At 61.8% G+C, this 12,248-nt stretch carries 8 protein-coding genes and 1 pseudogene; 3 read left to right on the forward strand and 6 right to left on the reverse strand.

Translation table 11 applies throughout. The features are described 5' to 3' along the window. The 4 genes and pseudogenes from tagF to HV711_RS13225 all read right to left on the reverse strand — a co-directional run bounded on the left by tagF (nt 1) and on the right by HV711_RS13225 (nt 5,878). Nucleotides 1–993: a type VI secretion system-associated protein TagF gene (tagF, locus tag HV711_RS13210; protein WP_014973298.1), complete on the reverse strand. Its 993-nt coding sequence runs from the start codon at nt 991–993 to the stop codon at nt 1–3. Continuing rightward, nucleotides 990–4,759: pseudogene (locus HV711_RS13215) on the reverse strand (type VI secretion system membrane subunit TssM). The gene tagF and the pseudogene HV711_RS13215 overlap by 4 nt, the downstream one beginning before the upstream one ends. A gap of 7 nt (nt 4,760–4,766) precedes the next feature. Beyond that, nucleotides 4,767–5,006: a hypothetical protein gene (locus HV711_RS13220; protein WP_156946596.1), complete on the reverse strand. Its 240-nt coding sequence runs from the start codon at nt 5,004–5,006 to the stop codon at nt 4,767–4,769. Between the two features lie 26 nt (nt 5,007–5,032). Continuing rightward, the gene (locus HV711_RS13225) at nt 5,033–5,878 is read right to left on the reverse strand and encodes a M15 family metallopeptidase (protein WP_013592105.1); all 846 of its coding nucleotides are present in this window, start codon (nt 5,876–5,878) and stop codon (nt 5,033–5,035) included. Nucleotides 5,879–6,003: 125 nt separating this feature from the next. Between HV711_RS13225 and HV711_RS13230 the strand changes: the two genes are divergently transcribed. Continuing rightward, entirely contained in the window at nt 6,004–6,981 is a 978-nt protein-coding gene (locus tag HV711_RS13230) for a hypothetical protein (protein WP_035478525.1), read from the forward strand. A 153-nt stretch (nt 6,982–7,134) separates the two neighbouring features. Then, a complete protein-coding gene (locus tag HV711_RS13235; RefSeq protein ID WP_035478526.1) occupies nt 7,135–8,271 on the forward strand; it encodes a nucleoside hydrolase in 1,137 nt (378 codons plus the stop codon). Between the two features lie 37 nt (nt 8,272–8,308). On the opposite strand, the gene HV711_RS13240 is transcribed toward HV711_RS13235, so the two are convergent. Both HV711_RS13240 and HV711_RS13245 read right to left on the reverse strand, forming a co-directional pair. After that, nucleotides 8,309–9,265: a LysR family transcriptional regulator gene (locus HV711_RS13240; protein WP_013592108.1), complete on the reverse strand. Its 957-nt coding sequence runs from the start codon at nt 9,263–9,265 to the stop codon at nt 8,309–8,311. 558 nt (nt 9,266–9,823) lie between these two features. After that, the gene (locus HV711_RS13245) at nt 9,824–10,876 is read right to left on the reverse strand and encodes an NAD(P)-dependent alcohol dehydrogenase (protein ID WP_035478527.1); all 1,053 of its coding nucleotides are present in this window, start codon (nt 10,874–10,876) and stop codon (nt 9,824–9,826) included. A gap of 359 nt (nt 10,877–11,235) precedes the next feature. Between HV711_RS13245 and HV711_RS13250 the strand changes: the two genes are divergently transcribed. Then, entirely contained in the window at nt 11,236–12,225 is a 990-nt protein-coding gene (locus tag HV711_RS13250) for an AraC family transcriptional regulator (protein WP_035478529.1), read from the forward strand. Nucleotides 12,226–12,248 lie beyond the last annotated feature (23 nt).

Consider the following 12,248-nt stretch of genomic DNA (forward strand, 5'->3'; position numbering starts at 1 on the left):
TTACGCTCCCGTGAAGGCTTCGCGGAACGTGTCGATGCTGACGCGCAAGGACAGTTGCGGTTGGTCGAGATAGCTGACGAGCTTGCTGATGCCATGGTCGTTCTGTGCGTGTTCGTCGATCCACTCGGGGTCGTCGATGTCGATGTTGTGTGCTGCATAGGCTTGCGGATCGACCACGCTGTGCAGCGTTTTCGCCGACGCACCGTTAAAGCCGATGATGAGCCGCTCGCGCTCCGCGATCGTGCCGATGAAAATGGCCAGTTCGAAATCCGCCTGCGCGACGAACGGCGCAATCAGTTCGAGCCAGAAAGCCGCGACGAGGCTGCGATAGAACGGGTCGTTGGGCAGGGGGAGCGTGAGCCCGCGTTCGAGATGCGACGAGCCGCTTTGCATGACCGGACGCAGCAGCGAACCCAGCGCGAGCATCGCGCCGCGCAGGCGCACTGGATGCCCGCTTGCAAGCAGCATCTGTTCGAGCCCGGCGAGCGTCTGGTGTTCGACGAAATCGTTGAAGGTGCCGTCATGCGGATTGCCCGGGCCGCCGCCGATTTCAATGGGCACCTGCGTTTCGCCGAGCGCCTGCAATGCGCCGGCCGGCTCGCTTGCGCCGAGCAGGGGCTTCATTTGCGCCGACACACGCGACCACAAACGCGCGAATGCGAGGGGACTGTGCGCGAGAAACGTGAGCGGCTTCTCGACCTCGAGCGCGGTGGCGGCAAGAAACGGAAAGCGTCGCGACGACTGGTCGTGACTTGCAACCATATGGCCAGCAATCGCTAGCTTGCTGCGCGAGCCGAGAAACGCGAAGTGCATGGGCTTCGCGTTTTCGTAGACGATCTTCCAGCGTGGATCGTCGGTGAGCAGCTCCATTGCTTCGGCGATCCAGCGGTCGAGCGTGGCGAGCAGCTGCGGGTTATGCGGGCTCTTTACAAAGTCGCCGCGCGAGGGAATCTTGCCGAAGTACGCGATCTGCGCCTGCACGGTCTGCGTCATTGCGCACCTCCTGTATTCGAAACCGCGGCCGTGGCCGGCCGCGCCGCCGGCACCGCCGACGCGACGGGCGCCGCACTACTGGCTGTGTTCGTGGCAGCGACGGAATTGGCCGCCGCGCTTACGTCCGCCACCGAAGAAGGCAGACGCAGCCCGCGCAGGCTTTGCTGCTGCGGCGCGTCGCTGCTGCCGCCCGAGGCTTGCGACGTGCTGATGATGCGCATGCTGACCGCCACCGTCACGTTGCCTTGCGTCCACGACAGATCGAAGGTGCCGTCCGGGCGACGCTTGCGCTGCGCCGAATTGATCAGCTTCTCGAGACCGTAGCGGCCCGGTTCGTTGACGAGTTGCAAGGTGCGTCCGTCGAAGGTCGTGGCCGACAGCGTGGCGCCGGGCGACCCCGACGGATTCGGCCACACGAAGTTGGTCCATTGCGGCGGCGTGTTGCGGTAACGCATCTGCTGGCCGTCGATGGCGAGCGTGTACTCGGTCGTGCCGCTGCTCGGCTGCGGCAGGATCTGGAACACGGTCTGCGGTTCCGCCGAGCTCTGGCCTGCCGACGCGCCCGCTGCACCGCCCGCAAGCGGCGCGACCCAGCGCGCGAACCCATTCGTGAAGTCCGGCGTGAGCGCGAGGCCCATGTCGCCCCATGTGCGCGCTGTCAGCGTGTCGCCGCGGCGCACCGCGAGCGGCCCGAGCGTGGTCCCGACGAACTTCGCAATCGAGCCGTCCGGTCCGAACACCTGCGCGATTTCACCTGCACCGGCTTCCACCTTCGCGTCGCCGGCAAACGGATATTTGCTGGCGAGCGAGTTCTGGAATGTTTGGTACACCTGTGCATTCCACACCTTGTTGACTTCGACGCTGGCAGGCTGGATCACCACGGCGTACGCGGCCATCAAAGGGCGTACGAGCAGCGGACGCAGGGCTTTACGCTGCGAATCGGTGAGGCCCGTCAACATCTGCTCGTCGACATACTTGAGCGAATCCGCGAGTTCGGAGCCGCTGCCGTCGAGCGTCTGCTGCATGAGCTGACGCGCGCCCGGTCCCGGATCGCCCTGGTTCTTGATGACGTTAAAGCGCGTGCGGACCTTGGACAACGTGTCCATATAGCCCTTGAGCATCGAGCCGTTGTCGCCCGTCTGGACAATACGCCCCAGCGCGGAGAATTCCTGTCCGATGGGACCCATCGGCATTTCCACCGGATTGCCGTTGATGTCGATGTTCGCGTTCAGCTGGCCGGTCGGCGCGCGCGAGAACCATTGCTTGAACCAGCTCGTCACGCCGCTTTGCGCGCGTTTCAGGCTCGCGTTGAAGAGCGACGGGTTGTCCCACGAAGTCTGGTCATACGCGGTTTCGAGTACTTTGCGGATCGGCGAATCCTGCGGGTCGCCAAGACGGTTCATCGCGTCCACAGCCTGCCCGAAGCTGCCGAAGCTCTGCACCGCGATGCCTTGCATGAACTTCTGCCAGTGCATTGCATACTCGGTCTTGTACATCGTGACCAGTGCTTTCTGGATCTGCTCGGGGCTGCCTTCGAGCGTCAGGTCGTCATGCGCGGAGGTGTTGAGCACCCAGTCTTTCGCCTGCAATTCCTTCGTCGCCGCCTCGCGAATCGCGGGCTGCACATACTGGAACCACGCTTCCCGCGTAAATGTGCCGGGAATCGCGTAGCTGCCCGCCACGAGCGCCGTATTGTTCTCACCGACGATGCGCGCGATGGTCATCGGCGCAAAGCGGGTGGAGGCGCGCGCCTTGATCTCCTCATAGACGCGCTGACGCGCCGGCATGCCGCGCACCACGCGACGCAGGTTCTCGCGAGTCTGATCGACGAGGCCGAGGTTCTGGTCGATCATCGGCCAGTCGTCGTCGGACACGCGGGACAGGTAGAAGGTGATCATGCGCTCGGCGCTGCGGATCATTTCGTCGCGAGGCATGTTGCCGCGATTCGTTTCGAGCCAGCCGCGCCAGAAACGCGCCACCTGGTCGGTCAGGTGAGCCGTTTCCACGTGACGCTTGTCGCCGAGCATCAGGTACGTCTTGAGCGCGTTGTATGCGTCTTCCACATTGGTAGGCGACGCGTCGCTGTAAAGGCCGCCCTGGCCGCTCGCCGTCATGGCGCTATGCGTCGAGACGGGAATCGCGGCGGCGTCCGGTGTGCGATTGAGCGGCGCGAGCTGATCCGGATGCGCGTTGACGTCCTTGAGGAACGACGCGAGGTTCTGCGAAACCGGATCCAGCAGAATCTGGCGCACGCCGTTGTAGTACTCGGTCAGAAGACGCTGTTCGAGACGATCGCCCTGATACAGGCCGAGCGAAACAGCGAGCGGCTTGTCGCGGCGGAACTGTTCGAGCTGATCGATACGGTCTTCGAGCACGTCCATTGCCTGCAGTCGCGATTGCAGGTCGTTGCGGTTCTGCTGCAAACGCACGACGTTGTCGAGATCGGCCTTGACGTTCTCCGCGAGTTGCTGATTGTTGACGGTCGACCATGTCCAGCCGCCGAGCGCCAGCGCGAGCACGGCGACGAAGCCGAAAAACGTTGCATAGCGCATGCGCGTCTTCGCGGGGCTGGCGAATTGCCTGACCGTTTGCCGGTCCGCGAAGATGACCTTGGAAAAGAGGTCGCGCAGGAAGAACCCGTTCTTTGAGAACGCGCTCTGCGGCTTCGGCATGCTTTCGGCGCTCAGGCCGAAGCGGTTCGCGATGCGCGTGGCCGCGGCGCTGCTGGTTTCGCCTTCCTGCAAGGCGCTCGTGAAATAGAAGCCGCGGAAGATCGGCTTGTACTGGAACGGGTTTGTTTCAAACAGCGTGGCGAGAAAGGCGCGAAGCGCGGGCTTGATCGTGGAGAATTCGAGCGGGAAGCTCAGTTGGCCTGGCGAGAGCTTGTTGCCTAGGGCAGGGTGGCACCCCACACGCGGTCGTATTCGTGACGGTCGCTGCCGCTGAAGAATTCGGTGAAGCCTGTGATCAGGTCGGCCTTGGTGAACATCACGTAGACCGGCGCGAACACCTCCAGCTTTTCGGTCAATTCCTGCACGCGCTGGCGCAGGTTCTTCGCAAGATTGATGGCGAATTCAGGCTTGCTGCTGGTGAGTTCCGCAATGCTCGCGGTCACGATGATGCCGTTGATCGGCGCTTTGGGCCTGAACTTCTTGAGCAGGCCGAGAAACCCGAGCCATTCGGTACGGTCTTCCTCATGCACGGAGTAGCGTCCTGCCGTGTCGAGCAGAATGCCCTCTGTCGTGAAGAACCAGTCGCAATTGCGCGTGCCGCCAATGCCGTGGATCACCGCGTTGTTCTTGTCGGCGAACGGGAACTGCAAGCCCGAGTTCAGCACGGCGCTGCTTTTGCCCGCGGCGGGATTGCCGATCACGATGTACCACGGCAGTTCATACAGGGCCGAGCCGCCCGACAGCTGGCCGATCTTCGAAGTCTTGATGGTTTTGACCGCGTCGACGAGGCGCGTGCGCAGCACGTCGAGTTCCGCCTGGCGCGCCGGCGTGGGCGCCGGTCCCGCGTCGGCGCTCTGCTTTTCCGCCTGCTGCTCGAGCATTTCGCCGAGCTTATCGTTCGCGCGACGCGCGCGCAGGCGGCGCACCACCCATACGAGCAGCCATAGCGCGACGAGCGCAGCGAGCGCGATGGCCGGCCACATCAGGTCGATCTGCAGTGTATCGGCGCCGACGAAGAGGACCGCAGCGAGCGCGAGCAGGCCGATGATCGAGAGCGTGCGTGGATGGGTCAACACGTTGAGAAAGCGTCGCATAAGCCGTTCAGGTCTTGGTGATATGTGTTGTGGCGCGTGCTGTGGCAAACGGCATCACGAGAGGGGCGGCGTTTGAAAATGGCTTGAAAGAAAACGAAAGCCGATTCATGCGGAGGACGAAAGCGGCTGAATTGTTAAATTCGCAATCGACGGCATCATGAATAGCGGCGGGGCGTATGCGACTGCGTATGCCGGATTGCGGTTCATATTGCCGCTTTTTGCCAGAAATATTGATTGAACGCCCCATTTTCCAACCTCTTGTGCCGCTTCGTCTTAATGACCCCGCCCGAGGACGAAGCCGGGTTTGTGATATTCAACGTGCCCGAGATCCATCATTTTCCAGCGGCCGCCCCATGTCAGACCGACTTGCTCGGCTGTTTGTCCATATAACTGATAGCCTCGCATGGCCCAGGGATCTTTTTCTGAAATGACGAGCTTGCCGTCGCGCAGAAACGCATTGTCCGCCGCAAGACCGTATTGGTGATAGCTTTGAAACGCAGCGGCATTGGTCACATTGCTCCCAATTTGCGCGAGCCGGTTTTGCCGCTCCGGACTGCGATAACCTTCCAGCAGGGCCATTTCGTAGCCGTACTGCTCGTGCATGATTTTGTAGACGAGCAATAAACGCGTTCGGAAATCGGCGTCGAGCAAATTCCAGTCGCGGCTTGCGTCCTTCAGCGCCGGCCGGATCTGCTCCACCTCCCGCGTGGCGAACACCTCCGGCGGCAGCGGCGGCGGGGGCACGAGCTGTTCGCCGTTCAATAAAGCAGCGATTTTTTCGTCCGGTACCCGCGCGGTGTCGTCAAATTGAAATAACTGACGGCCGCGTAATCCCAATGCCACCAATGGCGGCGTCGCAAGAATACCTGTGGTGGTAAAAATCAGCAAGCGCCGACGTGCCAGTAATTTTTTCACATCAATGACGGTGGATTGCGAAATTCTTGCCGAGCGGGCCAATTGACTGCGCGCGCGAGATGCACTCCTCGATGCGCGGCGCATAACACGCCCGTGAATCGTCTGCGCGGCGCCTAATAAGGAAGCACGCACTGCCGGCAAAAGCAGCATTGCCGCGATGAGGACCGCGACGGTGAAATAGGCAAGAAGTACTACGGCAATCAATGGCGACCCCGGAAATTGGAAACAATTGTATTTTGTAATGCTTGCTCTTAGAATCAGGCCTGCTCGGAGAGGAGCCGGAGCGGTATTATCGCGGCGAAATAATCCAGGATTCAATGAGACAGTGAATGAGTGCGCCGGAAAATTCAAATTCCAAAGCCCCGCCAAGCCTGTTATCCGATAAGGCTAAAGGCGCCGACGGCAATGGTTCGCGAATTCTTGCGAATCTGGAAGGCCGCGTCGCGCCGCCTGCCGAAAAGCCGCGCCGGTCCAGAACGCCGCTTGCGCTTGCCGCTTTGCTCGTGATTGCGGCGGGCGGGTGGGGCGCATGGCATATGCAGCAGCGCGAGCAGAACGAAACGCTGGCTGCGGCGGCACCGGCGAGCGCCGTGAACATCGCGAAGGCGGCTGCGCCGGCATCGGCCGCGAGCGACGCAGTGCCGGTTGCCGCGAATGCGCGGGCAGCAGCGCCTGCCTCGTCACAAGCCGCGACCATCATCGCCGACGACAGCGACAGCAAAGCTGCTGCCACCTCCGCGTCGGCAGCGGCGGGCGCGATGGAAAGCCGCTTGTCTCGCGCGCTTGCTGCCGGTGCGGAGACGACGAGTGCGTCGACGCCGGTTGCTTCGATTGCTGCAGCCGCTTCAGCCGGCGCGTCGGGTTCAGCGGCGCAGCCGGTCGCGTCCACGCCGAAGCACGACAAGCGTTCGGCGGTCGCGAGCACGAGCAGACACGAAGCTACGACGCGCGGCAAGAAGGAAAGCGCCACGGCCAGTGCAGGCGCTCATCGGTCCACCACGACGACTGCCGCTGCTCAATCGAAGAAGTCGAAGCCGGACACGTCGTCGAAAGATGATTCGGACGCCGATCTATTGGCCGCGCTGGTTGCACGCACCAAACCGGCCGATACGAAAACGGGCGGCAGCAATGCCGCGACTAAGGTGGCGAGCGCCGCGCCCGGCAACGCGAAGCTCGCCGAGCGCGTGAAAGAGTGCGGCCAGCGAGGCTTTTTCGAAGACCAGTTGTGCCGCTGGCGCGTGTGCGACGGCCATTGGGGCAAAGACCCGGCTTGCCCGGGCTCCACGCCGCAAGCGCGTCAACCCTGATTGATTCGCCGCACAGGCGGCGTACCGGACTGAAGGACTGCGAAGCTCGTGTCGTTTGCGAGCTTCATTGACCCTTCGGTTTGATTTCGCTGCCTTTCCGTCTATGATGAACCTCCCGAGTCGCACACCGATGCGATAGAACAGGAGACATCAATGAAGCGGTTTCTCGTGGCATTGAAGTATGTAGCAAGCGTCGTGACTGCTCTCGCGATTGCGGCGTGCGGCGGCAGCAATCTGAATCCTCCCAATCCCCCGAAAGTCATTATCGACAGCGACTACAACACGCTGAGCGACGACGGTCAGCTCGGCGTCATGGCGGCGCAATTGCAGGCGCAAGGATCGTTGAAGGTGCTCGGCATTACCGTGGTATCCGGCAATCAGTGGTTGAAACAGGGCGTGGCGGACGCATTGAAATCCGTGGAGCGGCTCGGCGTCGACAAGCAGATCGGCATCTATGCAGGCGCCAACTATGCACTGTCGCACGATTTCGCCACCATCCAGGCGGAAATGGCGCAATTCCCCGGCGGCGACGGTTATCTCGGCGCGTGGGGAAGGCCCGAGCCGAAGTCGGATAGCGACCTCGTCGCGCCGCCCGACGGCTTCGCGACTCACACCAAAGTGCAGAGCAAAAGCGCGGTGGATTTCATCGTCGATTCAGTCAAGCAGAATCCCGGCGAAGTCACGATTCTTGCTATCGGACCATTGACCAACATCGCGCTCGCCACACGCCAGCATCCCGAGATCGTGCCGTTGATCAAGCAGATCATTTATATGGGCGGCGCGATCGACGTGCCGGGCAATACCACGCCGACGGCGGAATTCAACTGGTGGTTCGATCCTGAAGCGGCCAAAGAGGTGTTGCGCCTGCCGATCAAACAGGTGGTCGTTCCGCTCGATGTCACCGACACCGTGAAGATGGATAAGGCGCTTTACGATCGTGTCGCGCACGACCCGAGCAAACAGACCATCATTACCCAGTTGTTCAAGACGCTGAACGGTTATGGCTTCGACGGCAAGAACGGCTTCGAGACGAACCCGAACTACACGACGAACATCTGGGACACATTGACGCTCGGCTATCTGATGCACCCTTCATTTGCGACACAGACAGTGGACGAGTGGGTGGACGTGGACACGAGCTTCGGCGCCAATGATGGGAAAGCTACCGGCTATCCGAGTTCTCCGCCGGCCGGTTTGCAGAAGATGACGATCATCAAGCGCTTCGACAACCAGAGCTTCTTCAATTTCTACGTGGACTTGCTGACGCGACCGGTGCCGCTGCCAGGCTGACGCGTCGATACTGCTGCGAGCCTGCATTGCACGCGCTTCACGCGGGATGCAGGCCTCGCAACAATTGGCGCACGCGCGACAGGTCCTGATCGACGTGCTCGGCCTTTTCGAACAGCTCCGCGAGCCAGTCGACAAAGGCACGCACGCGCGGTGACACGTGACGATTCTTCAGATACGCGACGGAGACCGGCATCGGCACCGGCTTCCATTGCGGCAATACTTCGCGCAATTCTCCCGAGTCCAGGTACGGCTGCGCGGCGATTCGCGCCGGTTGAATCAGCCCGTGGCCCCGCAGACCGCAGGTGAGATAAGCCTGCTCGTCGCTGACCTTGATGAACCCATTCACCTTGACGCTTCGCGCCTCACCGTCCACTTCGAAATCGAAAGCGACCTCGCGGCCGTTGTGCGGCGACATGCAATTGACGGCGACATGTCCGCGCAAATCGTCGAGACTCGTGGGCGTGCCGTAGCGCGCGAGGTAACCGGGGCTCGCGCAGGTCACGTGTTCGAGCGTGCCGAGGTGCCGCGCCACCAGATTCGAGTCGGGCAGTTCCCCGAGCTGAATGCTGCAGTCGATGGCTTCTGAAATCAGATCGACGGTGCGATTGCTGACGCCGATGGCGAGATCGAGGTTCGGGTAGCGCGTATGAAAATCGTCGAGGGCGGGCAGCACGATTGCGCTTGCCACCGCGCCGGGCATTTCGATGCGCAGGCGGCCCGTGAGGTTGTCGGTGGCGTGACGGATGCTCGCTTCCATCTCGTCGATGTCGGCGAGGATCTGCGCGCACCGTTCATAGTAGGCCGCGCCTTCGGGCGTGACGCTGATACGCCGGGTGGTGCGGGCGAGGAGCTGCGTGCCGAGCAGGGCTTCCAGGTTCTGGACGATAGTGGTCGCCGTCGCACGCGGAATATTCAGGGATTCCGCTGCACGGGTGAAGCTGTTGGTGTCCACTATTCGGAGAAAGATGCGCATTGCTGTTATTCGGTCTAGCATTTGGGCTTCTCTTTTCTGTTGTGGTTTTTTTTGTCTGTGGTTTGGGTTTTTTAAACCCCTTGGCCTTTCCTTGTATTCGTGTCGGTTTATTGGTGTTGCCCCTGTGCGGGGCGGCACCTACTTTCTTTGCATGCCGCAAAGAAAGTAGGCAAAGAAAGCGGCTCACACCGCCAGCTCATAAGTGGGTCCCCTGGCTTGGAGGGGGCAGTGGTGCATCTGGAATCTGTTCCCTCGCACATTGCGCGCTCATGACAAGGCAGTCATTCCTCCGGCGGCGCTGCGCGCGCCGTGGCGGTCGTTCTTAACGCCGCCCTCCGGTGAAACCGTCTCTCTTCCATTGGGTTTACCGACCATTCCGCGCGCGGAGCGCATCAATCCGATGCTGCACCCGCCGTAACCCATCAGCACCTCGCCGAGGCGAAGCCGACGGCCCCTTTGCGGCGGCAAAGAAAGTAAGTGCCGCCCCGCACAGGGGCAACACTAATAGACCGACACGAACACAAGGAAAGGCCAAGGGGTTCAAAAAGAATCCCTAGCCAAAGCCGAAAAAAACCTGATTCACTTCCGCAAGGAATCCATATCAACCACAAACCGATACTTCACATCGCTCTTCAACATCCGCTCGTACGCCTCATTGATCTTCTGCATCGGAATGATTTCGATGTCCGAAGTAATGCCATGCTCGCCGCAGAAATCCAGCATCTCCTGCGTCTCGGCAATACCCCCGATCAGCGAACCGGCCAGCCGGCGGCGCTTGAAAATCAGGCTGAACACTTGCGGCGACGGATGATCGTGCTCCGGCGCGCCCACCAGCGTCATCGTTCCATCGCGCTTCAGCAGGTTTATGAACGGGTTCAGGTCGTGCTGCGCAGCCACCGTATTCAAGATCAGATCGAAGCTGTTCGCGTGGGCTTCCATCTCTTCGGGATGCTTCGAAATGACCACTTCGTGTGCGCCGAGGCGCTTCGCATCCTCGAACTTCGACGCCGACGTCGTGAACAGCACCACATGCGCGCCCATTGCGCGCGCCAGCTTCACGCCCATGTGGCCGAGGCCGCCGAGACCGACAATGCCGACCTTCTTGCCGGGACCCGCGCCCCACGTGCGCAGCGGCGAATACGTCGTGATGCCGGCGCACAGCAACGGCGCGACGCCGGCCGGATTGAGGTTCTGCGGCACGCGCAGCGTGAATTCCTCGTCGACCACGAGCTGCGTCGAATAACCGCCGTAGGTGATGCGGCCGTCCACGCGGTCCACGCCGTTATAGGTGCCGACAAAGCCGTTCTCGCAGTACTGTTCGAGGCCTTCCGCGCAGCTCGCACAGGTGCGGCACGAATCGACGAGGCAGCCCACGCCGACGAGGTCGCCGACCTTGTACTTCGATACTTGCGGACCGACCGCGGTCACGCGGCCGACAATCTCGTGACCCGGCACCACCGGATAGACCGTGTTCTTCCATTCGTTGCGGGCCTGATGCAGGTCCGAGTGGCAGACGCCGCAAAACAGCACTTCCATCTGCACATCATGCGCGCGCAATTCGCGGCGCTGGATTTCGAACGGGGCGAGCGGCGCGCTCGCGTCGGTCGCAGCATAGGCATACGTCGTGCTCATGGGGGGCTCCAGCAAAGAAGGTGATGTTGAAAGAGGCCGGCGACGGGCAACGCTTGTCGCGCGTGCGGCCAGATTGCCGTTGCAAGGGATCGCAGCGCCGGGCCGCCGCGCCGGATCAAAGCGCAAGGTGCACGGCGCAACGCCGGCCACAACGGCGAACTCATCGAAGATGAACTGCCGACCCGCAGCCGCGAAGCGCGGCGAAGGTCATGCGGCAGGGTTCCCATGGTAGAAGCCCGCGGCGAACCCGTGAATACCTGAATGTCTTGAAGATTTGCCTAAAACTCCTGGGACGCAGCGCGGCAGGCAGTTTGGTGCTAAATTTCGAGCATTATTCTCTTAGCCGTCACTATATCGTCATGCCGCCGCATTCGCCTCAATCTTCCTTGTCTTCTGCTCCGAGTGCGGATGCACACGCCGCGCAGCAGCGCCTGACCGAAGTGTTCGACATGCTCGCGCCCAAACAGGGCATGACGCGTTCGAGCCTGGAAGGTGTCAATCTGATGCGCGCGAACACGCCGATGCCGCGCATGCCGGTCATGTACGAACCGAGCATTGTGATCGTGTGTCAGGGGCGCAAGCGCGGCTATCTCGGCGACCAGGTCTTCCAGTACGACGCTCAGCAGTACCTGGTGTTGTCCGTGCCGCTGCCGTTCGAGTGCGAGACCGAGGCGAGTCCGGGAGAGCCGTTTCTCGGCATCTCCATTCGAGTGGATCTGACCATGGTCGCCGAACTGCTCATGGCGCTCAACGAAACACAGGGCACCGCGCGCAACGAACCGCTCGGCATTTACTCCACGCCGCTCGATCCCGCGTTGAGCAGCGCCGTGCAGCGCCTGCTGGAAGCCCTCATGTCGCCGCTCGACGCGCGCATTCTCGCGCCCGGCATCGTGCGTGAAATCTGCTATCGCGTGCTGACGGGCGAGCAGGGCGATGCGATCCGCGCGGCGCTCACGCATCAGAATCATTTCGGGCGCATTGCGAAGGCGCTGCGCCGCATTCATGCCGATTATCACGGCGCGCTCGACGTCGATACGCTTGCCGCGGAAGCCGGCATGAGCCTCGCGGTTTTTCACGCGCAGTTCAAGGCCGTGACCGCGACTTCGCCGATGCAATACGTGAAGACCACGCGTTTGCATCACGCGCGTTTGCTGATGGTGCAGGACGGCTTGAACGCGGGCGCGGCAGCGGCGCGAGTGGGGTATGAAAGCGCGTCGCAATTCAGCCGCGAATTCAAGCGTCTTTTCGGCCTGAGTCCCGTGGATGAAGTCAAGCGCATGCGCGCCATCTACGACTCGCCGCCGCCGCGCATCGTGAAGCCCGCCGCGCGCTACGTGACGGCGGTGTAGCACAAGGCGCGGCGCGCAAGTTC

The organism is Paraburkholderia phenoliruptrix, assembly GCF_902859825.1.
Taxonomy (GTDB): Bacteria; Pseudomonadota; Gammaproteobacteria; order Burkholderiales; family Burkholderiaceae; genus Paraburkholderia; species Paraburkholderia phenoliruptrix.

Coding starts and splice junctions, on each gene's coding strand:
- HV711_RS13250 (WP_035478529.1), top strand. CDS start 11,236: ATGCCGCCGCATTCGCCTCAATCTTCCTTGTCTTCTGCTCCGAGTGCG.
- HV711_RS13235 (WP_035478526.1), top strand. CDS start 7,135: ATGAAGCGGTTTCTCGTGGCATTGAAGTATGTAGCAAGCGTCGTGACT.
- HV711_RS13245 (WP_035478527.1), bottom strand. CDS start 10,876: ATGAGCACGACGTATGCCTATGCTGCGACCGACGCGAGCGCGCCGCTC.
- tagF (WP_014973298.1), bottom strand. CDS start 993: ATGACGCAGACCGTGCAGGCGCAGATCGCGTACTTCGGCAAGATTCCC.
- HV711_RS13220 (WP_156946596.1), bottom strand. CDS start 5,006: ATGGGGCGTTCAATCAATATTTCTGGCAAAAAGCGGCAATATGAACCG.
- HV711_RS13230 (WP_035478525.1), top strand. CDS start 6,004: ATGAGTGCGCCGGAAAATTCAAATTCCAAAGCCCCGCCAAGCCTGTTA.
- HV711_RS13240 (WP_013592108.1), bottom strand. CDS start 9,265: ATGCTAGACCGAATAACAGCAATGCGCATCTTTCTCCGAATAGTGGAC.